Raw genomic sequence first — 24,160 nt, 5'->3', positions numbered from 1 at the left:
TCTACCCAGGCCGGAACCGCTTCCCCCCAAAAAAGAGGGCTCAAGCCCCAAAAACTGCAGCCAGCTTTCATGAAAAGCGCACTGCATTCCACACTACCAAGGAGACATCTATGTTCAAGTTCACGGCCACCGTTCTGGCGGCAATGGCTTTCTGCGGCGCAGCCCAGGCACAGGCCAACTATCCGAACAAGCCGATTCGCCTGCTCGTGCCCTTCGCGGCCGGCGGCACCACCGATCTGATTGCGCGCATCATCGCCGAGCCCCTGAGCAAGGAACTGGGCCAGCCCGTGGTCGTGGAAAACAAGGGCGGCGGCGGCGGCAGCATAGGCGCGGCCGAAACCGCACGCGCCCAGCCCGACGGCTACAACCTGGGCATTGCCACCGTGTCCACCACGGCCACCAACCCGGCCATCAACCCCAAGATCCCCTACAACGTGGCCACGGACTTCACGCCCATCGTGAACATCGCCGCCACGCCCAACATCATTGCGGCCAACCCCAAGTTCGCGGGCAAGAACTACCAGGAGTTTCTGGCCGACGTCAAGAAGAATCCCGGCAAATACTCCTACGCTTCGCCGGGCCAGGGCTCGATCACCCATCTGATGATGGAAATGTTCAAGCTGGAGACCAAGACCGAGATGACCCACGTGCCCTACCGCGGTTCGGGTCCGGCGCTCAACGACACGGTCGCGGGCCAGGTGCCGCTGATTTTCGACAACCTGCCCTCCACCCTGCCGTTTGCCAAGGAAAAGCGCCTGGTGCCCATCGTGGTGGCAGCGCCCCAGCGCGTGGCCGCCCTGCCCGATGTGCCGACCTTCAAGGAAGTCGGCCTGCCCCAGGTGAACCGCATGGCCTACTACGGCATCATCGGCCCCAAGAACCTGCCCAAGGATGTGGTGACCAAGGTCAACGCCGCGGTCCGCAAGGCGGTGCAGGACCCCGCGGTGAAGAAGCGCATCGAGGAAAGCGGCTCCATCATCATGGCCGACACGCCAGAAGCCTTTGCCAAGCAGATGGCCGAGGAACTGGCGGTCTACAAGAATGTGGTGCAGAAGCAGAATCTGAAGATGGACGAGTAAGCCCGCCCGGCTTCGCAAGCCGCGCCGCAGCCATCCCCCAGGCCGGAGACCTGGTCGCAGGGGAAGGCCGCCGCGACACCCCGACACCGCCGCCAGGCGGTGTTTTCACATCCGGCGCCGGGATCTATCTCGCCAAGGATGCCTCGCGGATCAGCTCCGGCCTTGAGCCTGTCCAAGAACAGAGCGCTGGTAAAGCTCCGGTTTTTTGCCGGGCCGTAGCACTCGGGCGCCCGGCGTCGGGCCGGCTATGACGCCAGCCAGAGCAGAACCAGCGCAAACGCCGCCGGAATGGCCTGCACGACCAGAATCTTCCTGCTGGCCGTGACGGCACCAAAGACTCCGGCCACCAGCACGCAGATCAGAAAAAAGGCCTGGAACGCCAGACCGCTTGCGCCCTGGACCAGGCCGTAGATCAATCCCGCCGCCAGAAACCCGTTGTAGAGGCCCTGGTTTGCGCCCAGAACCCTGGTTTGCTCGGCAAACTCCGGCGTCAGGCCAAAGGCTTTGCGACCGGCCGGCCGGGTCCAGAGAAACATTTCCAGCACCAGGATGTAGAGATGGATCAGGGCCACCGCAGCGACGGCAATGCTGGAAACAAGCGACATAGCGGCCTTTCGATATGGGAGCACCATTACATGCATGGACCCCGGTTTTGCGCCGAGGTGCTTACCCTTGGCCCCGGCAGTCCGGAGCTTCCTCTCCGGCCTTGGCGCTCGCTCCTGCGGCCGCCAGCACGAACTCGTAAACCTGCGCGAGCTCGGCAGCAATCCGGGTCCCCGCCGGCACGCCGGCAAATGCCTCGACCGGGCCGAGACAGATCAGCGGCTTGGCAAAGCGCGTCGCCAGGCAGATTTCGTCCAGGGTCCCCCGGCTTCCGGGAAGTGCTACCACCACATCGCTGGTGAGCACGTTCACATAGTTGCGGTTCAGGGCATCTTCGGGCGCTGCGGCCAGCTTGCGCGGCAACGGGGTCATGATGGGCAGGTCTATATAGGGATTGGGGTAGCCGGGGCTGGGGACAAAGCCGTGGACGGGGTGAGCCTCGCTGGGCACGACCCCGATGGAGCGGCCCCTGCGGCCTTGGCTGCTCGAGAATGCGCGCGCCGTCGCGAGCATGACGCCACGGCCCGCGCCGGTCAGCAGATCAAAGCCGTTTTCGGCGAGCCACCGTCCCAGCGGCTCCGACAGGGCCGGCCATTCGACCTGACCCGAACCCATTACCCCAATGATTGCCACCGCGCTTCCCTCCCTATGTCCTGGCTCGCACGATTGTCGATGAGATCCAGGCCCTGCCCGGATTCGGGGCCGGCATGCGCCATCTGCGCCTCGCAGCACCCTATCGGCAGCCTGGCCGGCAGCAGCGCACATACGCGCTTTTTACACCGCGGCCCAAAAACTATATGAGATCTTGACCTGCTGTTTGCTTTACTCGGATCGTCACCGGAGCCCCTTCCAAGGGACGCCGGGGCGATACGTGAAGGAGCCCGTCATGCTGGCCGGTTTGATGCTGATCGCGATCGCGGTGTTCTACCTGCTGTTCGGCTTGCTGATCCGGTTTTCCGACCGCGTGATTCATCAGCAGAACGGGGGCGGCTAGGCCGCGCTGCAGGAGGTTGTGCATGGCTATCGATCTGTTGTTCGCCATCCTGGTCGGAGTGGTCGCCTACCTGTTCTATGCGGTGATCCACCCCGAAAAATTCTGACCGTCCTGTGCGGGGAGGCCATCTCCCCCACCATGAGGAGCTGGAAGATGTCGCGCCTATGGTTGCCAATAGCTCTGACCCTGCTTGCCACGTTCTTGCTCAGCATCGTGGCGGGCCGGTATCTGGCCAAGGTCGTCAGCGAACAGAAAACCCTGCTCGATCCGCTGTTTGATCCTATCGACAAATGCATTTACTACCTGGTAGGCCGCAAGGCATGCAGCCAGCCCATGAACTGGAAGAGCTACACGGTTCACATGCTGGTGACGAATATGGCGATGGCGGTGCTGATCTACCTGATACTGATTTTTCAGGACCGCTTGCCGCTCAATCCCTTGAAGTTTGCCGGCATGGAGCCCGTACAGGCTTTCAATACCGCCATCAGCTTTATCACCAACACCAACTGGCAAAGCTATGGCGGCGAAACCACCCTGTCCAACTTCAGCCAGATGGCGGCCATCACCTTCCCGATGTTCACTTCGGCGGCCACCGGTTTTGTGGTGGCGATTGCTTTCATCAGAGCATTTCTGGCCAAGGATGGCGGCAGCAATCTGGGCAATTTCTATCGCGATCTGACGCGTTTCACGACCCGCGTGTTGCTGCCCGTGGCGTTTCTGGCCGCGCTGTTTCTGGTCTGGCAAGGCGTGCCGCAAACGCTGGATGCCGGCACCACGGTGCACACCCTGCTGGGAGGGCAGCAGACGCTTAGCCTCGGCCCGGTTGCAACCCAGGAATCCATAGAAAACTTCGGCACCAATGGCGGCGGCTTCTTCAACGTCAACGCCGCACACCCCTACCAGAACCCGAACGGGCTGACCAACCTGGTACTGCTGCTGCTGATGGCCAGCCTGCCCGCAGCGCTGGTCGTGATGTTCGGCAGCATGATAGGCAACCGCAGGCAAAGCTGGGTGATCTACGGCGTCATGGCCACGTTGCTGCTGGCCTTCCTGGCCCTGACGGTGATGCCGGAGCAGAGCGGCACGCCCCTGCTTCAGCAGGCTGGCATAGCGCTGCAGGCCAGTCCCGGCCAGCCGGGGGGCAATATGGAGGGCAAGGAGGTACGCTTCGGCATCGCACAAAGCGCTCTGTACGCGGCCTACACCACGGCCTTCACCACCGGCAGCGTCAACTCCATGCACGACAGCTTCACGCCCTTGGGCGGAATGTCGACGCTGATGCAGATGATGCTGCAGTGCATTTTCGGCGGCAAGGGCGTCGGCTTTCTCAACTTCCTGGTGTACGGCCTGATCGGCGTGTTCGTGGCCGGCCTGATGGTAGGGCGCACACCGGAATTCATGGGCAAGAAAATCGACAAGCGCGAGATCATTCTGGTGTCGCTGGCCCTGCTGATACACCCGCTGGTGATCCTGGCGCCCACGGCATGGAGCATGGTGTCTCCGCTGGGCCTTGCCTCGCTCAACAACGCTTCCATGCACGGCTATTCGGAGGTGCTCTACGCCTTCTCGTCGGCCGCGGCCAACAACGGCTCGGCGTTTGCCGGCCTCAACGCCAACACGCCCTGGTACAACCTCGCCATTGCTGCGGTGATCCTGATCGGACGCTACCCGCCGATCATCTTTCTGATGGCCGTGGCCGGTTCACTGGCGGCCAAGCCAACGCTGACACCCAGTGTCGGCACGCTGCGCACCGACACTCCGATGTTCGGCCTGTGGTGGCTGGCCACCATCCTGATCGTCGGTGCGCTGACCTTTCTGCCGGCACTGGTGCTGGGGCCGGTCGCCGAGTACTTCGCCATGCTCGGCCGGCAATTGTTCTAGGCATTGTTCACGGGAGCTTGATATGAAAAAAGCTCAAGCACAGCGGTCGCGGAATCCTGGCGGCACCGGCTATGGCGCCGAGCTGCTGGGGCAGGCCTTCATCGACTCGTTGAGGAAGTTCGACCCCGTCCTGCAGATACGCAACCCCGTGATGTTCGTGGTCTGGGTAGGCGCCTGGATCACCCTGGCGCTGACCATCGACCCCGACCTGTTCGGGCCCTCGCATGCAAGCGCCCGGTACAACGGGGTGGTGACCGTCATCCTGGTGATCACCGTCTGGTTCGCCAACTTCGCCGAAGCATTGGCAGAAGGACGCGGCAAGGCCAAGGCGGCTTCGCTGCGGCACACGGCCGTCGAGCTGACGGCCAGCCGCATCCTGCCTACGGGTCAGGTCGAGACCGTCCAGGCCGGAAAATTGCGCAAGGGTGACACGGTGCGCGTCCTCAAGGGCGAACACATTCCGATCGACGGCACGGTGATCGAGGGTACGGCCTATGTCGATGAATCGATGATCACCGGCGAATCGGCCCCGGTGATCAAGGCCACCGGCTCGGACATCGCGTCCTCTGTCACCGGCGGCACGCTGGTGCTGTCGGACGCCCTGGTGATCGAGGTGACGGCGGCGCCGGGTGAGACCTTTCTCGACCGGATGATAGGTCTGGTCGAAGGCGCCAAGCGCCAGAAAACGCCCAACGAGATCGCACTGACCGTGCTGCTGTCCGTGCTCACCCTGATCTTCGTGATCGTCGTCGCGGCAGTCGCCCCGGTGGCCCGCTATCTGCACGCGCAGATCAACGTGGCCGACCTCATCGCCCTGATCGTGGCCTTGATCCCGACCACCATCGGCGCCCTGCTCTCAGCCATCGGCATCGCGGGCATAGACCGCACCATGCGCTTCAATATGCTGGCCGCATCGGGCAAGGCCGTGGAGGCGGCCGGGGACGTCAACACCTTGATCCTGGACAAGACCGGCACCATCACCATGGGCAACCGGCAGGCCACCGAGCTCCATCCGGTCTCAGGGCGAACGCGGGCGGCACTGGTGCAGGCCGCGTATCTTGCATCCCTGTTCGACTCGACCCCCGAGGGGCGCTCGACCAGCGCCTTTGCGCTGGCGCAGGGCGCCAAGGACGGGCCCGAGCGAGACAAGGCCGTGGGCACCGATTTCTCGGCCGAAACGCGCATGAGCGGCACCGATCTGGTGGACGGCCGCGTCATCCGCAAGGGGGCCGTGGGCGCGGTTGCGAACTATGTGGGCCGGACCTATGGCGTCAGCCCTCCTGCCGATCTGCAGGCCCTGGCCGAAAAGGTCGCGCTGAAGGGAGCCACTCCGCTGGCCGTGGCCGTCAACGGCGATATTCTGGGCATCGTCGCTCTGTCCGACGTGCTCAAGCCCGGCATCCATGACCGTGCCGCACAGCTGCGCACCATGGGGATTCGCACCGTGATGGTGACCGGCGACAACCCGGTGACCGCGCGCGTCATCGCCGCCGAGGCCGGTGTGGACGACTTTGTCTCCGAAGCCGACCCCGAGGAAAAGCTCAAGCTGATTCGCGCCGAACAGGCTCAGGGCCGTCTGGTGGCCATGACCGGCGACGGCACCAACGACGCACCGGCCCTGGCCCAGGCCGACGTGGGCCTGGCAATGTATACCGGCACCATGCCGGCCAAGGAAGCGTCCAACATCATCGATCTGGATTCCGACCCGACCAAGCTGCTCGACCTGGTCAGCATCGGCAAGCAGATGCTGATGACGCGCGGCGCACTGACCACCTTCAGCATCGCCAACGACGTGGCCAAGTATTTCGCCATCCTGCCGGCACTGTTCATCGTGGCGCTGCCGGGTCTGTCGCACCTCAACGTGATGGGCCTGGCCACGCCACAGAGCGCCATTCTGTCGGCGCTGATCTTCAACGCGCTGATCATTCCGGCCCTGATCCCGCTGGCCTTGCGCGGCGTGCGCTTCCAGCCCAGAAGCGCCGAAGCGATGTTCTACCGCAATCTGCTGGTGTATGGAGTCGGCGGACTGGTCGCACCGTTCGTCGGCATCAAGCTCATAGACCTGATCCTGTCTCTGTTCCTGTGAGGAGGGCCGCATCATGCTGAAAAATGTATTGGGAAGCGCTCTGCGGATCACAGCTGTCACCTGGGCCTTGTGCGGACTAGCCTACCCGCTGGCCGTCAACGGACTGTCCCAGATGCTGTTCCCCGGCCAGGCCAACGGCAGCCTGCTAAGCGACGACGACGGCAAGCCCCTGGGCTCCAGCCTAATTGGCCAGGATTGGAGCGGGGCCCAGTGGTTCCATGGCCGCCCGTCCGGCACCACCGACACCGATCCCCAGGATCCGAGCAAAACCATTGCGGCGCCATATAACGCTGCCAGCTCCAACGGATCCAATCTGGGGCCGACCAGCAAAGCCTTGAGCGAGCGCCTGCAAGCGGACCGCCGGGAGCTGGAAAAAGTCCAGCCTGAGCTGGCAGGCAAACCCTTGCCCGCCGATATGCTGACCACCTCGGCGTCCGGTCTGGACCCCGACATCAGTCCGGCCAATGCCTTGCTTCAAGCGGCCCGCGTGGCCAAGGCCCGAGGCGTGGCGCAGGACAGCCTCCGCGCCTTGATTGCGCAAAACACGCAGGAGCCGTCCCTGGGCATTTTTGGCGAACCCAGGGTCAATGTGCTGGAGCTGAACCAGACGCTGCAAAAAACCTATCCGGCTCACGGCAGATAAGTCTCGCCAGCGAACGCTCTGCTGCGTCGAGCCCTGTGCGCCGGCATCCATGGCATTTGCAGGGAATCGACAGGTATTGGCGTCGATTCCCTGACTTGTCATGGCTGCATGCCCGTGCTCAGAAACGGTGCCGAATGCCAAGCAGCAAGCTGGTGCCCGACTTGTCGGGGATGTCCATGCTCACGCGGTCATACATGGCCACCGCATAGACATCGGTACGCTTGGACAAGAAATGGTCATAACCCAGGCTGACCGAGGTACGGGTGCCGCTGGCATCGCCCTGCTCGGCCTTGGTGCGGGCCGCCGCCGCCTTGAAGGAACCCGTAGTCCCGGGCACCGGCAGATCCAGCCCCAGGGAATACGTGGTGTTCTTGCGGTCCTGGTCGCCGACCCTGGCCTGGCCGTAGGTCGCATAAAGCTTGGCCAAACTGAAGTCATAGCTGCCGCCCACCATCCAGTCGGACTTGGTCGGCATCACGGCCAGCGAGACGGGGTTGCTGATCTGCGCGCGCTCATAAAACGCGGTCAGGCTCAAGGGACCGCTGAAGTACATGAGGTTCAGACCCACGTTCTTCTTGCTCTTGTCCCCGTCCGTGGCCTTCTCTCCGAACTGGTAATGGACATTGCCCTTGAGGCCGCCGAAGCTGGGAGTGGAATAGACGATCTGGTTGCTCCACCCCGTGTCCGAGGAGGTCGTCTGATTGCTGCCGGCCCAGCCCGCCGTGCTCATGTTCGCGTGCAGCACCAGAGGCGATACGGTGAACGAGTCTCCAAAGGGGTTGGTCAGGATGGTGGGCAGAAAATTGGGCGCCATGCCGCGCCCCAGGCCCAGCCGGCCGAAGCCGCCGCTCAGGCCCACATTCGCATCACGCGAGAAAAAAGGATCGGCGTCGTAGCGGCCTGGCGATCCCGTATCGACGCGCATGAAGGCGGTGATGTTGAAATCGGCCTTCAAACCGCCGCCCAGGTCTTCCACGCCCTTCAGGCCCCACCACGAAGTGGTCATGCCGCCGGAGCCGACCGAGGCCACTCTCTGCTGGCCTGCGAGCTTCATGGAGCCCGCATAGGCATCGACCAGACCGGTCAGCTGAACACTGCTTTGGGCCATGGCTGAGGCGCCTAACGCCGCCAGAGCGACGGCACACAAACCGGATGGGATCGCATTCATGGGTTGTTTCCTCTCTAAAAATTTAGGACTTACAACCCAAAGCAAGAGTCAGGCCAGCTTTGTATACAAAACCGATTCAGCTAGTGCGGCAGCCGGAAGCTGTCGGCCAGCCTCAGCATCATGAAGGCGCAGCCCGCGGCACCAACCGCGATCAAGGTGCCGCCCACGGCACCAATCTGGACCATGCCCCAGTGCGTGCTGACCACGCTGCCCAGCAAGGCGCCGCCACCGATGCCGATATTGAAGATGCCCGAGAACATGGACATGGCCACATCCGTGGCATCGGGGGCCAGCCTGAGCACCTTGGACTGCATGGACAGCGCAAAGCAGATCATCGCGATACCCCAGATCGAGCTTTGCAGATAAAGGCTCCAGTCCTGGGCGCTGCTCGCCACCAACAGCAGCAGGCTCAGCGCCAGCACTGCAATGGAGGCCAGCAGAAAACCGCGCGGATACCGCATGCCCAGCCAGCTGAACAGCACGCTGCCCACCACCCCCATACCGCCGTACAGCAGCAGCACGGCCGTGGTCACCCCGGGCGCCAGTCCCGCTACTTCCTGCACAAAAGGTTCGATATAGCTGTATGCGGTGAACTGGCCGGTGATCACCAGCACCAGCAGCGCATAGATGCCGACCAGCGCCGGGCGTCGCAGCAGCATGGGCACGCTTTGCAGCGAGCCTGCGTTCTCGCTGGGCAGCAGGGGCAGCAGCTTGGCCAGCACCAGCATCACCACGGCCGCCACGGCGCCTATGGCCAGGAAAGTCATGCGCCAGCCCAGCCACTCGCCCACGACCCGCCCCAGCGGAATGCCCAGCACCATGGCCACCGAGGTGCCCGTGGCCAGCAGGCTCAGCGCCACGGCCTTCTTGCCCGGCGGCGCCACGCGCACGGCCAGCGACGCCGTGATGGACCAGAACACCGCATGCGACAGCGCAATGCCGATGCGGCTGACGACCAGCGAGGCAAAGCTCCAGGCGACGCCCGAGAGCAGATGGCTGAGCACGAACACGGCAAACACGCCCATCAGCAGCCTGCGCCGCTCGATCTTGCGCGTCATCAGCATGAAGGGCAGCGATGCCAGCGCCACCACCCAGGCATAGATGGTGAGCATCAGCCCGATCTGCTCCACCGGCATCCCGAAGCTGGAGCCTATGCCGCTGAGCAGGCCTACGGGCACGAATTCGCTGGTATTGAAGACAAACGCGCCCAGCGCCAGCGCGATCACGCTCAGCCAGGCCTGGCTATCGGTTCGGGTGGAGGATGTCGCGGTGGAGGTCGTAGAGGCTAAGGGCTCTGTCATGAATTTGCAGGCAGCTGTAACGCAGCACAAACCCTGGATTGTGCGCGCCCGTGCGCCGAACAAGGGGCGCGGCCCGCTTATTCCGCAGCCATTGCAGGGATGAGGGCCTGCCTGCGCTTCTGTATGAGCCGGGCCAGCAGCACCAGGACCAGTGCAATATTGAAGACCAGCACCAGAATCGCCTGCCAGCTGCTGCGATGCAGCAGATGGCGCAGCTCAAACGGTATGTACACGGTACTGGCCAGCACGCCGAACCACTCGCCCCAGGCCTTGTCCCGCCACAGACCCCAGGCCTCGATGAAACGCACGGCCGCATAGAGGCAGCCCAGCAGCACCAGCGTGCGGATCGGCGTGACATTGAGCGCATCCGCGGCCTGCAGCAGCAGGGCCGGATAGCGCTGATGCGGCGACAGGCCCACATGGCCGATCAGCTCCAGCGCCAGTCGGTGAATATCGTGGTGCAGCAGACTCAGCACGCCCCACAGCCCCAATAGCGCCGCCACGCCCTTGGTGGCCTCGAACATGGCCATGGCCTTGACCGCGGTGCGTAGTGACGACTGTGAATTCATGGGCGCTTCCATCGCTGAAAACACCACTATAGAAACAACTGCCGAAGAACGCTCGCACCTATGCAGCCGCGCACCGCTATTCGCGGCTGGCCAAGCACCCGCAGGCGCTTGCGCCCAAGGTAGGGCTCAAGCCCGGACAGCGGCTGGCTCAATAGGCCACCGTGAAGCGCTCGCGCACATGGCGGCCCTGCTCCAGCGCATCGACCAGCGCCACGGCCAGATCCTGGACCGAGATGTCGCCGGGCTGGCCATCGGCTTGCATCAGAGGCTCGTCCTTGCCGGTTCGGTACTGGCCGGTGCGGCCCTTGGCCTGTGCGGGCGAGCCGCCATGAAAGCCAACGGCCGGGCTGAGCATGGTCCAGTCCAGCCCGTCTTCCTTCTGCAGCTCGGTATACATATCGCGCGCAGCCGTGGCACCGGGCTTGATCGCAGCCGGGAAATCGGGGGAATCCACCAGTTGCCGGCCGTTCACATACAGGCTGCCCGCGCCGCCCACGGCCAGATAGCGCTTGATGCCCGCGGCCTTGATGCCTGCCGCAATCGCGCGCGAACCCTGCATGAAGTCGGCGTAGATATTGGGATTGCTCCAGCCCGCGTTATAGGCGCTGATCACGGCATCCGCCCCGGTGACGGCCTGCTGCACCTCGCCGGCCTGCAGCACATCGGCCTTGACGACCTGCACATGCTCGCGCCGGGCAAACTTTTCCGGCTGGCGCACCAGAGCCACCACCTCATGTCCGCGGCGCAGCAGCTCCTCCAGCACGCCCGCCCCCACAAAACCCGTCGCGCCAATCAATGCCACTTTCATTTCAGAACTCCTTGCGTTTCAACAGGACTAAAGATTAATCCGCTTGATCTCGCGGAAAAACCCCTTTCGCTCACGAAGACCTTGAAGTACAGCTTCAAAATAGGCCTTATGGAAGACTTCAAACGCATGGCCATCTTTGCCGCCGTCGTCGAATGCGGCAGCATGAGCGCCGCCGCCCGCCTGCTCGACATGACGCCCTCCGCCGTCAGCCAGCATATGCGCCAGCTGGAACAGGCCGCGGGCCTGACCCTGCTGCACCGCTCCACGCGCCAGCTGACCCTGACCGATGCGGGCCAACGCTTTTATACACAGTGCGCCACCATGTGCGAGGCTGCAGCGCGGGCGCGGGCCGAACTGGCGGCCGAGCGCCAGCAGCCCAGCGGAGAGCTGCGTCTGTCTGCGCCGGCCGGCTTTACCACCCATGCGGTACCGGCCCTGGGCGCATGGCTGGCACAGCACCCCAGCCTGCGGCTGCGTCTGCTGATGGACGACGCCCCCATCGATCTGATCCAGGCGCGGGTCGATCTGGCCCTGCGCTTTGGCAATCTGCCCGACTCCAGCTGGGTGGCCCGCCGCCTGGGCCGCAGCCCCACGATCCTGTGCGCGGCACCGCAATGGCTGCAGGCCCATGGCCAGCTCCCCGGCCATCCCCGCGATCTGATGCAGCTGCCCTGGCTGGACCTGAGCCGCGGCGAATCGGCACAGATCGACATGCACTGGCGCCGGCCGCAGACGGCCGAAGAGTTCCAGCTGCAGGTGCTGCCGCGCATGACCAGCAACCACCGTGCAGCCGTGCAGCAGTTCTGCGAAGCGGGTCTGGGCCTGGCCCTGCTGTCCGCTCACGATGTGACGGGCAGCCTGAAGCAGGGCCGGCTGGTGCGGCTGCTGCCCGACTGGGACATGGGCACCATCGACATCTGGGCCGTCACTCCCCAGCGCAATGCCCTGCCGGCCAAGGTCCGCCAGGCCATCGAGGTGCTGCGCGATTACTTTGTCAGGCTGGACGGCATGCAGGCCGAGGGGGCCCAAGCCCTGTAACGCCATGGTTTCGCAGGCATTGGCGCCCGTCATATTTGCATGACATGCAAAAAAGCCTGGCCATGCAGGGCATGGACAGGCTTTCGGAAACACCGGGCCCGGCCCGGCGGCACTCAAGCGTAGGTCATCAGTTCAGATCGATGGGTGTCTTGTTGCCGTTCACATAGCGGCTCAGCGTATAGCTGGGGTTCTTCATCTCGCCGTTTTTCTCGAAGGCGATCTTGGAGGTCACGCCCGAGTAGTCGGTCTTTTGCAGGAAGGGGATATAGACCTTGGGGTCCCAGGAGTTGGCACGCTTCATGGCGTCGGCCAGCAGCATGGTCGCGTCATAGAAGTAGGGGCTGTAGACCTGGAACTGGCCCGGATACTTGGCGTCGTAGCGCTTCTTCCACTCCATGCCGCCGGGCATCTTGGCCAGCGAGGCGCCGCCATCGGCACAGACCACGTTCTCCAGCGGCTTGGCGCCGGCCGCCACCTTGGCCAGCTCGGTCACGCAGATGCCGTCGCCGCCGAACAGCTTGACGTCGTTCATGCCCAGCTGGGCCATCTGGCGCAGCATGGGACCGGCCTGGCCGTACATGCCGCCGTAGAAGATGGCATCGGGCTTCTTGGCCTTGATCGAGGTCAGGATGGCCATGAAGTCCGTGGCCTTGTCGTTGGTGAACTCGCTGGCGACGATCTTCACGCCCTGCTTTTCCGCATCCTTCTTGAACACATTGGCCAGGCCCTGGCCGTAAGCCGTGCGGTCGTCGATCACGGCCACGTTCTTGAGCTTGAGCGTCTTGGCCGCATAGCCGGCCAACGCGGCGCCCAGGGCGTTGTCGTTGGCGATCACGCGGTAGGTGGTGTCCCAGCCCGGCTTGGTCAGCTCGGGGTTGGTGGCCGCGCCCGTGATCATGGGAATGCCGCAGTCATGGAACACCTTGGACGAGGGGATGGCCACGCCGGAGTTCAGGAAGGTGACGGCGCCGGCGATCTTTTCGTCGCACAGCTTCTGCGAAGCGGCCGTGCCCTGCTTGGGATCGGCCACGTCGTCCTCGGCCACGAGCACGAACTTGACCTTCTTGCCGCCGATTTCCATGCCCTTGGCGTTCAGGTCATCAATGGCCATGCGCACGCCATTTTCATTGTCCTTGCCGAAGTTGGCCTGGGGGCCCGAGACCGGGCCGATATGGCCGATCTTGATGATCTGCTCCTGGGCCATGACTGCCGTGCCCATACCTGCCACCACGGTCGCGATACACAATTTGCCGAAATTATTCATTGCGCACTCCACTCGGTTGAGACAAGACGCAACCTTATGCCCCGCGACAGGCAATTGGCAATGAGGCAATCACATAGGTACGGCGAGTGCTACACCGACACAACAATCAGTGTTTTCAGGGATCGGCAAGTCTGCCGGGCTGTGCTGGAAAAAACTGCCGAAAGCCATTGCTCGCGAAATTGCAACAGCCCCAAAGAAAAACGCCCCAGGCTGGGGCGTTTTTTCACCAAAGTATGCCGCTCAGGCAGCCTTGGCCTGCAACAGGGCATCCACCTTGGCATGCTGGTCCAGCGTGGCTAGGCAGGCGTGCGCCACTTCCACGCCCTTCTTCACAAAGTGCTGACGGAAGAACTCCACATGATCGCCATGCTCGTGGAAGTCGCGCGGGGTCAGCACGGCCGAGAACACGGGCACTTCGCTGTCCAGCTGCACGCGCATCAGACCGTCGATCACGGCCGTGGTCACGAACTCGTGGCGATAGATGCCACCGTTGACGATCAGCGCCGTGGCGATCACCGCATCGAAGCGGCCGCTTTGCGCCAGCTTCTTGGCCAGCAGAGGGATTTCAAAGGCACCGGGCACGCTGAAATGCGTGATGTTGCCTGCCTGCACACCTTGCGCCTGCAGTTCGGCCTGAGCCGCATCGCGGGCTTGGTACACCACTTCGGTGTGCCAGCTGGCGCTGATGATGGCAATGCAGCTACGGCCGGCCACAGCCTTCCAGGGGGTTCCTTCGGAAGTCGCGTGAGTGGCAAAATTCATGGAGATGGGGGTCTGATTCATGGCGGTATTTCCAGAAAATTCCAATGAATCAGGGCGTGCGCAAAAACACCAACCCATGCGGCGGCGAGAGCTGCACCACAGGCAAATGCTGCGCGATCTCTTTCATCCGGACTATGACCGTCGGCTCTGGCATCTCACCAGATCTGCTGACCCTGCGGTCTCGGAAGAGAACGCAGGCGCTCGCGGGCTGCTGCAGTCAATGTCAGGCATGCCGCAGATACCGCCGGTGGGGAATTTCACCCCGCCCTGAGAACGCTGCTTGGCGATGAAATTCATCGCAAAACGGGAACCATTTTAGCGATGCCAGAGCATTGCTTTTGGGAAAAGGGTCACCCGCGCATCATCCAGCACCTCTGGCAGGCCCGCCCACGAATCCAACAGCAAGCCAATACCGGGATTGCGGCTTCCGCTATTGATTTATGAGTTGCGGCGCCCCAGCAGGTCAACCACGCACCAGACTTGCGCGTTGGAACTGACAAGCACCATCAGACGGCGCTCTCTACCCAGGCTGCCAATCTGCAGCTGCATCCTCAAGGCAAGACATGAACCAGGTATTGCAGGCATTCATCAGCTCTTCGGCCCGCTGGGCCGGCACCGGCGCACTGGCTGTGCTCTGCACCGCCTGCGTGGCTCCGCCCGAATATCCTGCCACATACGGCGGCTATGGCGCAGGCTACAACGGCTCTATGAGCACCACCACGGTCTATGGCGCCCAACCCGCCTACCCGGTCTATCTCCAGGACCGCGGCGACTGGATCGCCCGCGAACGCATGCAGCGCGAGCGCGAATATGAGCAGCAGATGCGGGAACGCGAACATCAGGTACGCGAGCGCGATCAATGGCAGCGCCAGCTGGAACGCGAGCGCAATCAGCAGATGCGTGAGCAGCAATTCATGCAGGACCAGCAGCGTCGCGAATGGGAGCGCCAGCAGGCTCAGAATCGTCGCGACCAGCAGCAAAGACAGCGCGATCAGCAACGTGAGAATCTGCGCCCCATTCAACCCCAATCTGACCCAGACGCCTGGCGTCCGATGGGACGGTAAACAAGCTTGAATTTACAAAGTCCCCAATCTGAACTGATACTACGAAGCAATCCTGATCGAGGTCTTTATATGGGGAGGGTATAGATGCCTGCCATTCGCCTATGCGCAACGCCTGCTCAACTCTTGACCAAGTCAAACTATTCCTTTCGTACATATGGACTGCAGATGCTCGCCATATCTCTTGCCCTGCTGCCATGGACAAGCATCCATGCCCAGGTCATGCGCTGCATAGACTCCAAGACCCATGAGGTGACCTATACCAACGGCCACTGCATTTCGGGCGAAACCGCGACCCAGGTGCAAGCGGCCCAGAGCCCTGCGGAAATTGCCCAGGAACGGACCGAGGCCGCCAAGGCCCTGGAGCGCAGCAAGGCCCAGATGGCGCGCGACGATGCCCAGCGCCGCCAGCGCGAGGAGCAGGAACGCAAGGAGCAGGCGGCTCTGGCCCGGGCCAATGCCAACCCGGAAAACTCCCTTGCCTGCCGTCAGGCCCGTGAGCGCTACAACAGCATCCTGGTCGAGCCCGACCCCGACCTCTCGACCTGGGGAGAGCGCAGCACCGTGGCCCAGAACCAGATGGAAATGAACTGCCTGGGCCCCGCGGCCTACCAGCAGCTGCAGCAAGCCCGCGCACTGCAGCCCAATGCCATCAACCGCCCGCAATGGGGCTATACGCGGCCTCTGCCGCCGCTTCGCCCCATCCCCCAGCCCCCCGCAAAAATCGTCAACTGCAATGTCTTTCGCTGCTACGACAATCGCGGCGGCGTGCACCCGATACCCTAACCACCGACTTCGCCCCCTGAGCGCCTGCGCCGCGAGGCGGCTCTTGCTCGCTGCCCCTCACTTGGGGAGCGCCAGTTTTGGGGAGCATGGTCTGTCTTTTCAGCCGCGCAAACCCTGGACCACCGTGGGATAGCGCAGCTTCAGCTTCAATTCCTGCTTGAGCCTTTGGTTCGACAGACGCCGCGACTCGCTCATAAAGCTCAGCAGGCTTGCGGGCAGCTCGGTCCACGCCTGCTCGCGGCCTATGCGCGGCGGCCTCGGCAGGCCGTAGAGATCGGCCGCCAGATCGAAGTAATCGCCCATCTTCAGCTCGGTATCGTCGCTCGCGTGATAGATGCGCTGCGGCCCGCCGCGCCACAGGGCACGCAGACAGGCCCGGACCAGATCATCGGCATGGATATGGTTGGTATAGACATCGTCACCCGCCTGCAGCACCGGCGTGCCGCGCAGCAGACGCGCACGCGGTGTTCCGCCCTCGCGGTCCGGCGCATAAATCCCGGGTATGCGCAGAATGCTGGCATGCAGACCGCGGCGGCCGGCGCCGCGGATGGCGCGCTCGGCATCGACGCGGCGCTGGGCCCTGGCCGTGGCCGGTGCCACGGGCCGGGTCTCGGCAACCCACTGCCCCTGGCAGTCGCCATACACGCCGGAGGTGGAGGCGTAGACCATGCTGCGCGGCAGGCTGCGGCGCAGCAGCGAGCGCAGCAGCGTCGTGGTGCGACCATCGCTGGCATCGTCGGGCGACAGTGCAGGCGGCGGCGCCAGATGCAGCACGCGCGTGGCAATGCCCGCCAGGCGCCGCAGGCTGGCCGGCCGGTCGAGATCGCCGCCCAGGGGCACTACGCCCTGGGCGCGCAACAGCTCCACGCGGTCGGCATTGCGGCTCAGCGCCAGTATCTGGACTGCGCGCCGGCCCGAGCCAGCCTTGGGAAGCAGGCCGGCGACGCGCCGGCCGACATCGCCATAGCCGACGATCAGGATACGTTCACGACGAAAGCGCGCCGGCAGCGCGCCCAGTGGGTTTTGGTTTGAGGGCAAAATCGGAGCCTGCTGCGTAAACGGATAGAGGGTCATCCATGCTGCTGCACCTGCAGCAGCGCCGGGCAATGACTGCCAGTTACGCGTTCTAGGATACCCAAAACGTCATGACCGAGATTGCCAACGCTTCGTTTGAAATTACCGTCCAGCCCAGCGGCCGTGCTTTTGCCACTCAGGGCGCCGAAACCATTCTGGCCGCAGCCATACGTACCGGCGTCGGTCTGCCCTATGGCTGCAAGGACGGAGCCTGCGGCTCCTGCAAGTGCAAAAAGCTCAGCGGCGACGTAAGCCATGGCACCCACTCGGACAAGGCGCTAACCGCGGAAGAGGAAGCCAGCGGCTATGTGCTGACCTGCTGCGCCACGCCCCATAGCGATGTGGTGCTGGAATCGCGCCAGGTGACCGATGCCAGCTCCTTCCCCATCAAGAAAATGCCGGTGCGCGTGGCCGCGCTCGAAAAGAAGTCGCATGACGTAATGCAGGTGCGCCTGCAGCTGCCGGCCAGCGAAAAATTCCAGTACCACGCCGGCCAGTATGTGGAATTCATACTGCGCGACGGCTCGCGCCGCGCCTATTCCATGGCCACCGCTCCCCATCTGCAGGAAACCGCACCGGGCCTGGAGCTGCATATCCGCCACATGCCCGGCGGCAAGTTCACCGACCATGTGTTCGGCGCCATGAAGGAAAAGGAAATCCTGCGCATCGAAGGCCCGTTCGGCAGCTTCTTCCTGCGCGAGGACTCGGACAAGCCCATGATCATGCTGGCCTCCGGCACGGGTTTTGCCCCCGTCAAGGCGCTGATCGAGCATATGCGCCACAAAGGCATAGACCGCCCCGTCACCCTGTACTGGGGCGGCCGCCGTCCCGCGGATCTGTACTGCGCCGACTGGATTGCCGAGCACACCGCCGACATGGCCGGCTTCAAATATGTGCCCGTGGTCTCGGATGCCCTGCCCGAGGACGGCTGGACCGGCCGTACGGGCTTTGTGCACCAGGCCGTGCTCGATGACTTCGCCGACCTTTCCGGCCACCAGGTCTATGCTTGCGGCGCCCCCATCGTCGTGGACTCTGCCTGCGCCGCCTATACCAGCGAGCGTGGCCTGCCTGCCGAAGAGTTCTACGCCGACGCTTTCACCTCCGAGGCAGACAAGTAGCAAGCCCTGCTCCCGCGCAGCCCGGTGAAATACCTCATTACCTAGGGTTTACGCGCAATATTCCTGCTTCTATAACTGATGAATCAGGAAGGGTTGCATTTTTTTGCACAATAGCCAGCCATGAACCGTAGAAACAGCCTTCTCTCGGTCATGGCGGCCGTTGCTGCCTTGGCCTCTCCCCTCTCGCAGGCCCAAGAACCCATCCGTCTGATCGTGCCCTATGCGCCCGGTGGTCCGCTGGACATCACCTCGCGCGCCCTGGCCGAGCGAGTGCGCGACTCCCTGGGCGTGGTCATCATCGACAACAAGGCGGGTGCCGGCGGCAATATCGGCGCCGATGCCATCGCCAAGGCCGCGCCCGACGGCATGACCATAGGCCTGGCGGCCACGGCCACCCACGCCGTCAACCCCTGGCTCTACGCCAAGATGCCCTATGACGCAGGCAAGGACTTTGCCGGCATCACCCAGATGGTCCGCGTGCCCAATGTGCTGGTGATGAATGCCGCCAAGGCCGAGCAGCTCAAGATCCACAGCGTTGCCGATCTGGTTGCCTATGCCAAGAGCCATCCCGGCAAGCTCAATTACGGCAGCGGCGGCAATGGCTCGGCCGGCCACCTGGCCGGTGAAATGCTCAAGCAGCGTGCCGGCATCTACGCGCTGCATGTTCCCTACCGCGGTGCCAACCCGGCCCAGCTGGCCCTGCTGTCCGGCGAGGTGGATTTCAATATCGACAATCTGGCTGCCGCTGCACCCAACATCAAGAGCGGCAAGCTGGTGGCCCTGGCCGTGACCTCGCTCAATGCCACGCCGCTGCTGCCCGGCGTGCAGCCGCTGTCCAAGACCTACCCCGGTTTCTCCATCGACACCTGGTGGGGCCTGGTGGCTCCTGCGGGCACACCCAAGCCCGTGCTGGACAAGCTGAGCAAGGCCTTCAACGATGCCCTGCACACCCCCGAGACCAAGACCCGCTTTGCCGCTTTGATGGCCGAGCCCGTGGGCTCCGCGCCCGCCGAGTTCGACAAGTTCATGGCTGCGGAGCGCACCAAGTACCAGCCCATAGTCAAGGCCTCCGGCGCCAAGGTGGACTGAGCTGCCGAGCCTAGCCGGTGCATGACTCACTCGGCCCATGGCCGGCTAGTGGCCGGCCATGGGTTTGGGCTTCAGGAGCCGCTGCCGGGCTGGCCCTCGCAATGAAGCGCGGCACGCCGGCTCGCATCAATGCGCCAAAGCACCTTGCCATGCTCGCTGAAGACGGCCTCGGCTCCCGCCAGGAAGGGCAAATCCTTCTGCACGCTGGCTTGTCCCACCAGCCATGCCACGCCACCGCGGCACAGGGCGGCAGGCAACGATGACTGAGGCATCAGCACCTGCTTGGAAAGCTCGGGCCTGAAGACCCCTGCGTCCAGCAGTTCGCGGCGCCAGTTGTCTCCCCGCAGGAGTTCGGGGTTGTCCCACTCCTCCACCACGACCACCAGCCGCTTGAGCTCGGCATAGAACGGCAGGTCGTACACATAGCCCTTGAGCATGTACACGGGCTCGTCGGCCTTGACATGCTGCTTCAGCGCCAGCCCCATATGGCGTGCCGAATAGTTCTGGTTCACGGTCAGGGCGATCACTATGCCCAGGCCGATCAGCGCGCTGATCGCCAGCGAGACCCGCCACCAGAAGCGGCGCCTGGGAGTGGATTCCAGCTGGCGGCTCGCATCCGCCATCAACCATGCCAGACCGGGTACGGCGGGCATGATGTAGCCGATCAGCTTGGATTGCGGCAGCGAGAAGAACACGGTGATGCAGACCACGCTGAAAGCCATCAGCAGGCGCACGTCGAACAGCGTCCGCTCCGGTGTTCCCCAGTAGCTGCGGGCCACGGCCAGACGCGACCAGAGAATGCAGGGCAGACTGCATGCGGCCAGCGCCGCGGGGTAGAACCAAAATGGCGCCACATTGTTGAAGCCGCCGGCCGCAAAGCGCTGGAAATGCTGCACCACGAAAAAGTAGTGAAGAAAGCCCTCGAATTTCTGCTGCATCAGCACAAACCAGGGTGCGGCAACCAGCAGGAACAGGAGCAGGCCCGGCAACGACAGCAGGGCCAGCAGGCTGCGCCAGCGCCGGCGCGCCATCAGCCACAGGCCGATGACCATGGCGGGCAGCACAAAGCCGATGAGCCCCTTGGCCAGCACGCCTAGGGCCGCCAGCACATAGGCCAACATGAGTGCGGCGCGATAGCGCTGCCCCGACTCGAAGCACAGGGCCGCATGGGCCAGGCAGAGCACCGTCGCCGTGATGCAGCCCGCCACCAGCATGTCGAGGTTGGCAAACTGGGCTCCCAGGAAGAACAGGGGCTGGACCAGCAGCACCACGAGCACACGGCGCGCCAGCGCGGCGCCGCACCAGCGCAGCGTGAAGAGATAGAGCGAGAACGCCCCCAGGGTCGCACCGACCAGGGAGCCCGCTCGCCCGGCGATCTCGGTGTGTCCCGTCAAGGCCAGCGCAGCACCGGAGATCCAGTAGAACAGCGGCGGCTTATGAAAAAAAGGCAGGCCGTTCAAGGTCGGCGTCAGCCAGTCGCCGGAACGCAGCATCTCCCAGGCCACCGAGGCGTAACGCCCCTCGTCGGGCAGCATGAGCGGCCTCAACCATGCCGCGCAGCTCAGCCACAGCACAATCAGCAACAGGACCTTAGCGCTGCCAGGGCGCATCTTGGACATGAGGGCGTTCATGCACTGCCCCCTGCTGCAGGCTCAAACCCAGGCTGGGATGCCGGCAGCGGCAGACGCCTCGCCATGGGCTCTGCCCGGCCTGTTGCCGATGACGGTCCACGCAGACCGCCAGTTCCCGGGACGGCCCCAAGCCGCGCCGTGGCCCGCAAGCGGGCCGTTTTTATAGTCCATGCTTGATTCACAAGTTCCCTCGACAGTACACCCTTATGGGCGCAAGTATTGATCCGCCTCCTGAAGACAAGCTGAAGACCGAAGGAGCGAGCACGGAACACTCGCGCCCGCTCCACCAAACTCTCCGGCCCATGCAAAAAACCCAGAGCCACGGGCTCTGGGTTTTCCGGAACAGACATGGGCCGCAGCTCGATCCGCCTGTCCATATGAAGATGCTGCATCATCGACTGCAATCGGTCACCGCCACCAGCCCGAGCCCTGGCTCAGTGCTATCCCCTGCCCCTGCACCGCCTGCAGCTGCGCCGCACTCACGCATTGCGGAGCGATTTCGGCCAGAGGCAGCAGCACAAAGGCCCGCTCCAGCATGCGCGGGTGGGGAATCGTGAGTTCGGCATCGTCGGACTGCAGCTCGCCCCAAAGCTCTATATCCAGATCCAGCGTGCGCGGCGCATTGCGGTAGGGGCGTTCACGGCCTGCGGCCAGCTCGATCGCCTGCAGCGCATGCAGCAGGTCCCGCGGCACCAGCTGCGTGGTCACCAGGGCCACGGCATTCAGATAGTCCGGGCCCGAGGAATCCATGGGCTTGCTGGCGTAGAGCGAAGAGACCGCCTGCAGCTGGGTCTGCGGCAGCTGGGCAATGGCCTGGACGGCCCAGCTCAGCGTCTGCCGCGCATCGCCCAGATTGGCCCCCAGGCCGATGGCCACCATGTCGGCAGCCAGTGCGGAATTACTCATCGCCGCCGGCGGGAGAGCCGCCCGCGGGCTTGCGGCGACGGCGGCGGCGCTTCTTGGGCGCAGCGCCCTCGCCTTCGCCGGCCACCTGGTCCAGCGGGCTGGCGTCCGCCTCGCCCTCGGCCTTCTTCTTGGCGACACGATGCACCTTGGGCGCCGTCTGCTGCTGGGCACGCTGGCGGGCACGCTGCTCGTCGCGGGCCTGGGCTACCAGGTCGTCACGGCGCGTATCGTCGGCCTGCTGGAATTCCTGCCACCAGCTACCCAGGCTTTCCTCCACCTCGCCGATGTCGGCACGCAGGCGCATGAAGTCGAAGCCGGCGCGGAAACGCGGCTGAGCCACCATGGAGTAAGGCGTGGAGCCGGTGCGCTTGTCGAAGCGCGGCTGCATGACCCAGATCTCGCGCATGTCGGCGGCCAACTTGCCACGGCCCGAGACATCGCCTATGCGCTGCTCGAACACCTCGTCGATAGACTCCTGCAGCGCGGGGAAGGGGTGGAAGCCCTTGGCCTGGCGCTTTTCCCAGCCGCCCTTGACGTCCTGCCACAGCACGCAGGCCAGCAAAAAGCTGGGCGCCACGGGCTTGCCTTCGCTCACGCGGCGATCGGTGTCGACCAGAGCCGCCTGCACGAACGGATGATCGGCGCGCTCCACCACCACGTCCAGCAGCGGATAGATGCCGCGCGACAGGCCCAGCTCCTTGAGCTGAGCCACCGAGGCCAGCGCATGGCCGGTCTGCAGCAGCTTGAGCATCTCGTCGAACAGACGGCTTTGCGGCACCTCCTGCAACAGCGGTTCGCACTCCACCAGGGGCTTGGCCGTCTTGGCATCGAGCTTGAAGCCCTTGCCGTTGAGCTTGGCCGCAAAGCGCACGGCGCGGATGATGCGCACCGGGTCCTCGCGATAGCGCGTGGCCGGGTCGCCGATCATGCGCAACACCTTCTTCTTGGCGTCCGCTATGCCGCCGTGATAGTCGACCACGATCTGCGTCTCGGGGTCGTAATACATGGCGTTGATGGTGAAGTCTCGGCGCGTGGCATCCTGGTCCTGCGGACCCCAGACGTTGTCGCGCAGCACGCGGCCGCTCGCATCCACCGCGTGCTTCAGGCCGGCCAGCTGCGCCTTGCTAGTGCGCTCGTTGCCATCCACATGCTCGGCCTGGCTGTTGTCCAGGAAAGCGCGGAAGGTTGAGACTTCGATGACCTCGTTCTCGCGCCCGCGACCATAGACCACGTGCACGATGCGAAAGCGCTTGCCGATGATGAAGGCGCGCCGGAACAGGCTCTTGACCTGCTCGGGCGTGGCGTTCGTCGCCACGTCGAAATCCTTGGGACGCAGGCCCAGCAGCAGGTCGCGCACGGCGCCGCCCACGATATAGGCCTCGTAGCCCGAGCGCTTCAGGGTCTGGACCACGTCGATCGCGCGGTGATCCACCAGATTGGGATCTATGCCATGCACTTGCACCGGCACTTCCTCACGCTTGCCGAACTTGGGCTTGCGCGAACGTGGCGCTGCGGGCGCCTTGCCCAGCAGCTTGTCGATAATGGTCTTGATCATGGTGCTTCGCTAAATAGGTCCACGATGCGCCAGCCGCGTTCCTCGGCCAGGGCGCGCAGGCGCGCATCGGGGTTGGTGGCCACCGGGTGATCCACTTTTTCAAGCAGGGGCACATCGTTCATGGAATCGCTGTAGAAGGTGGACTCCACATCCTCCCAGGCCAGGTCGCGCGCGGCCAGCCAGTCGGTCATGCGCACCACCTTGCCTTCGCGCATATTCGGAATGCCGGCGATCTCGCCGGTAAACCAGCCACTGGCATCGCGTGCGAGCTCGGTGGCCAGCAGATGCTGCACGCCAAAGGCCAGGGCGATGGGACGGGTCACGAACTCGTTGGTCGCCGAGGTGATGACCACGATATCGCCCGCCTGCAGATGCTCTTGCACCAGCGCGATGGCTGCAGGCTTCATCGCCGGACGGATCACCTCGTCCATGAAGCGCCGATGCGCGGCATTCGCTTCGGCCTCGCCGCGCTGGACCATGGCCGCCGTGGCAAAGCGCACATAGTCGGGGACATTGAGCCGCCCCGCCTGGTAGTCGGCAAAGAAGGCATCGTTCTGGCGGCCAAACGCCTCGCGGTCGCACCAGCCTATGTCAATGGAGAACTCTCCCCAGCCATGGTCGGAGTCCAGCGGCAGCAGCGTATGGTCCAGGTCGAACAGAGCCAGCTTTGGCTTGTTCGGCGATTCAGAAGAAGTCGACATGCAAATCCAACAAAAAGTGCTGTGGCATGGCCAGAGCAAAGAG

General features: G+C 63.9%; 23 protein-coding genes and 1 riboswitch. Of the genes, 10 read left to right on the top strand and 13 right to left on the bottom strand.

The window, feature by feature from the left end; all coding sequences use genetic code 11:
- Window positions 1–110 precede the first annotated feature (110 nt).
- On the top strand, window positions 111–1,079 hold the full coding sequence (locus tag AB6724_RS02660; RefSeq protein ID WP_369336945.1) for a tripartite tricarboxylate transporter substrate binding protein BugE: 969 nt from the start codon (window positions 111–113) through the stop codon (window positions 1,077–1,079).
- Between the two features lie 245 nt (window positions 1,080–1,324).
- On the opposite strand, the gene AB6724_RS02655 is transcribed toward AB6724_RS02660, so the two are convergent.
- Window positions 1,325–1,684, bottom strand: coding sequence for a DUF1304 domain-containing protein (locus AB6724_RS02655; protein WP_369336944.1), 360 nt, complete (start codon window positions 1,682–1,684; stop codon window positions 1,325–1,327).
- Window positions 1,685–1,745: 61 nt separating this feature from the next.
- The gene (locus AB6724_RS02650; RefSeq protein ID WP_369336943.1) at window positions 1,746–2,315 is read right to left on the bottom strand and encodes an SLOG cluster 4 domain-containing protein; all 570 of its coding nucleotides are present in this window, start codon (window positions 2,313–2,315) and stop codon (window positions 1,746–1,748) included.
- Between the two features lie 383 nt (window positions 2,316–2,698).
- Here AB6724_RS02650 and AB6724_RS02645 point away from each other — a divergent pair, with 383 nt between their 5' ends.
- From AB6724_RS02645 to kdpC, 4 genes are read left to right on the top strand one after another with little or no spacing between them, the layout of a single operon-like run.
- Window positions 2,699–2,782, top strand: coding sequence for a potassium-transporting ATPase subunit F (locus tag AB6724_RS02645; protein ID WP_369337025.1), 84 nt, complete (start codon window positions 2,699–2,701; stop codon window positions 2,780–2,782).
- A 47-nt stretch (window positions 2,783–2,829) separates the two neighbouring features.
- A complete protein-coding gene (gene kdpA, locus AB6724_RS02640; protein ID WP_369336942.1) occupies window positions 2,830–4,557 on the top strand; it encodes a potassium-transporting ATPase subunit KdpA in 1,728 nt (575 codons plus the stop codon).
- 22 nt (window positions 4,558–4,579) lie between these two features.
- Window positions 4,580–6,643: a potassium-transporting ATPase subunit KdpB gene (gene kdpB / locus AB6724_RS02635; protein ID WP_369336941.1), complete on the top strand. Its 2,064-nt coding sequence runs from the start codon at window positions 4,580–4,582 to the stop codon at window positions 6,641–6,643.
- 13 nt (window positions 6,644–6,656) lie between these two features.
- Window positions 6,657–7,286 carry a potassium-transporting ATPase subunit KdpC gene (gene kdpC / locus AB6724_RS02630; RefSeq protein ID WP_369336940.1) on the top strand — a complete coding sequence of 210 codons (630 nt, stop codon included), beginning with the start codon at window positions 6,657–6,659 and terminating at the stop codon, window positions 7,284–7,286.
- A gap of 118 nt (window positions 7,287–7,404) precedes the next feature.
- Here the strand turns inward: kdpC and AB6724_RS02625 are convergent, their stop codons facing one another.
- From AB6724_RS02625 to AB6724_RS02610, 4 genes are all read right to left on the bottom strand, one after another.
- Window positions 7,405–8,454, bottom strand: coding sequence for a porin (locus AB6724_RS02625; RefSeq protein WP_369336939.1), 1,050 nt, complete (start codon window positions 8,452–8,454; stop codon window positions 7,405–7,407).
- Window positions 8,455–8,534: 80 nt separating this feature from the next.
- A complete protein-coding gene (locus AB6724_RS02620; protein ID WP_369336938.1) occupies window positions 8,535–9,755 on the bottom strand; it encodes a sugar transporter in 1,221 nt (406 codons plus the stop codon).
- Window positions 9,756–9,832: 77 nt separating this feature from the next.
- Window positions 9,833–10,324, bottom strand: coding sequence for a DUF2127 domain-containing protein (locus AB6724_RS02615; protein WP_369336937.1), 492 nt, complete (start codon window positions 10,322–10,324; stop codon window positions 9,833–9,835).
- Window positions 10,325–10,472: 148 nt separating this feature from the next.
- Window positions 10,473–11,132: an NAD(P)-dependent oxidoreductase gene (locus tag AB6724_RS02610; protein WP_369336936.1), complete on the bottom strand. Its 660-nt coding sequence runs from the start codon at window positions 11,130–11,132 to the stop codon at window positions 10,473–10,475.
- Window positions 11,133–11,240: 108 nt separating this feature from the next.
- Here AB6724_RS02610 and AB6724_RS02605 point away from each other — a divergent pair, with 108 nt between their 5' ends.
- Window positions 11,241–12,170, top strand: coding sequence for a LysR family transcriptional regulator (locus AB6724_RS02605; RefSeq protein WP_369336935.1), 930 nt, complete (start codon window positions 11,241–11,243; stop codon window positions 12,168–12,170).
- Between the two features lie 127 nt (window positions 12,171–12,297).
- Here the strand turns inward: AB6724_RS02605 and AB6724_RS02600 are convergent, their stop codons facing one another.
- Both AB6724_RS02600 and AB6724_RS02595 read right to left on the bottom strand, forming a co-directional pair.
- On the bottom strand, window positions 12,298–13,434 hold the full coding sequence (locus tag AB6724_RS02600; protein ID WP_439329819.1) for a branched-chain amino acid ABC transporter substrate-binding protein: 1,137 nt from the start codon (window positions 13,432–13,434) through the stop codon (window positions 12,298–12,300).
- A gap of 240 nt (window positions 13,435–13,674) precedes the next feature.
- Window positions 13,675–14,217 carry a 6,7-dimethyl-8-ribityllumazine synthase gene (locus AB6724_RS02595; RefSeq protein WP_369336934.1) on the bottom strand — a complete coding sequence of 181 codons (543 nt, stop codon included), beginning with the start codon at window positions 14,215–14,217 and terminating at the stop codon, window positions 13,675–13,677.
- A 90-nt stretch (window positions 14,218–14,307) separates the two neighbouring features.
- Window positions 14,308–14,475, bottom strand: a riboswitch (FMN riboswitch).
- A 284-nt stretch (window positions 14,476–14,759) separates the two neighbouring features.
- Here AB6724_RS02595 and AB6724_RS02590 point away from each other — a divergent pair.
- Both AB6724_RS02590 and AB6724_RS02585 read left to right on the top strand, forming a co-directional pair.
- A complete protein-coding gene (locus AB6724_RS02590; RefSeq protein WP_369336933.1) occupies window positions 14,760–15,260 on the top strand; it encodes a hypothetical protein in 501 nt (166 codons plus the stop codon).
- Window positions 15,261–15,425: 165 nt separating this feature from the next.
- Window positions 15,426–16,043, top strand: coding sequence for a DUF4124 domain-containing protein (locus AB6724_RS02585; protein ID WP_369336932.1), 618 nt, complete (start codon window positions 15,426–15,428; stop codon window positions 16,041–16,043).
- A 99-nt stretch (window positions 16,044–16,142) separates the two neighbouring features.
- On the opposite strand, the gene AB6724_RS02580 is transcribed toward AB6724_RS02585, so the two are convergent.
- Window positions 16,143–17,081: an SDR family oxidoreductase gene (locus AB6724_RS02580; RefSeq protein WP_369336931.1), complete on the bottom strand. Its 939-nt coding sequence runs from the start codon at window positions 17,079–17,081 to the stop codon at window positions 16,143–16,145.
- A gap of 107 nt (window positions 17,082–17,188) precedes the next feature.
- Here AB6724_RS02580 and AB6724_RS02575 point away from each other — a divergent pair, with 107 nt between their 5' ends.
- Window positions 17,189–18,235, top strand: coding sequence for a CDP-6-deoxy-delta-3,4-glucoseen reductase (locus tag AB6724_RS02575; RefSeq protein ID WP_369336930.1), 1,047 nt, complete (start codon window positions 17,189–17,191; stop codon window positions 18,233–18,235).
- Window positions 18,236–18,355: 120 nt separating this feature from the next.
- Window positions 18,356–19,324 (top strand): Bug family tripartite tricarboxylate transporter substrate binding protein, encoded by a 969-nt coding sequence (locus AB6724_RS02570; RefSeq protein WP_369336929.1) that lies wholly within the window; start codon window positions 18,356–18,358, stop codon window positions 19,322–19,324.
- 71 nt (window positions 19,325–19,395) lie between these two features.
- Here AB6724_RS02570 and AB6724_RS02565 read toward each other — a convergent pair whose 3' ends face one another.
- From AB6724_RS02565 to AB6724_RS02550, 4 genes are all read right to left on the bottom strand, one after another.
- A complete protein-coding gene (locus AB6724_RS02565; protein ID WP_369336928.1) occupies window positions 19,396–20,955 on the bottom strand; it encodes a glycosyltransferase family 39 protein in 1,560 nt (519 codons plus the stop codon).
- A gap of 408 nt (window positions 20,956–21,363) precedes the next feature.
- A complete protein-coding gene (gene folK, locus AB6724_RS02560; RefSeq protein WP_369336927.1) occupies window positions 21,364–21,861 on the bottom strand; it encodes a 2-amino-4-hydroxy-6-hydroxymethyldihydropteridine diphosphokinase in 498 nt (165 codons plus the stop codon).
- The gene (gene pcnB / locus AB6724_RS02555; RefSeq protein WP_369336926.1) at window positions 21,854–23,416 is read right to left on the bottom strand and encodes a polynucleotide adenylyltransferase PcnB; all 1,563 of its coding nucleotides are present in this window, start codon (window positions 23,414–23,416) and stop codon (window positions 21,854–21,856) included. Before pcnB ends, folK begins: the two co-directional genes overlap by 8 nt.
- The gene (locus AB6724_RS02550) at window positions 23,413–24,117 is read right to left on the bottom strand and encodes an HAD family hydrolase (RefSeq protein ID WP_369336925.1); all 705 of its coding nucleotides are present in this window, start codon (window positions 24,115–24,117) and stop codon (window positions 23,413–23,415) included. The genes pcnB and AB6724_RS02550 overlap by 4 nt, the downstream gene beginning before the upstream one ends.
- Between the last annotated feature and the right edge of the window lie 43 nt (window positions 24,118–24,160).

This window comes from Comamonas guangdongensis (genome assembly GCF_041079535.1).
GTDB classification, from domain to species: domain Bacteria; phylum Pseudomonadota; class Gammaproteobacteria; order Burkholderiales; family Burkholderiaceae_C; genus Comamonas; species Comamonas guangdongensis.
This window is presented reverse-complemented; position numbering and strand designations above follow the sequence as displayed.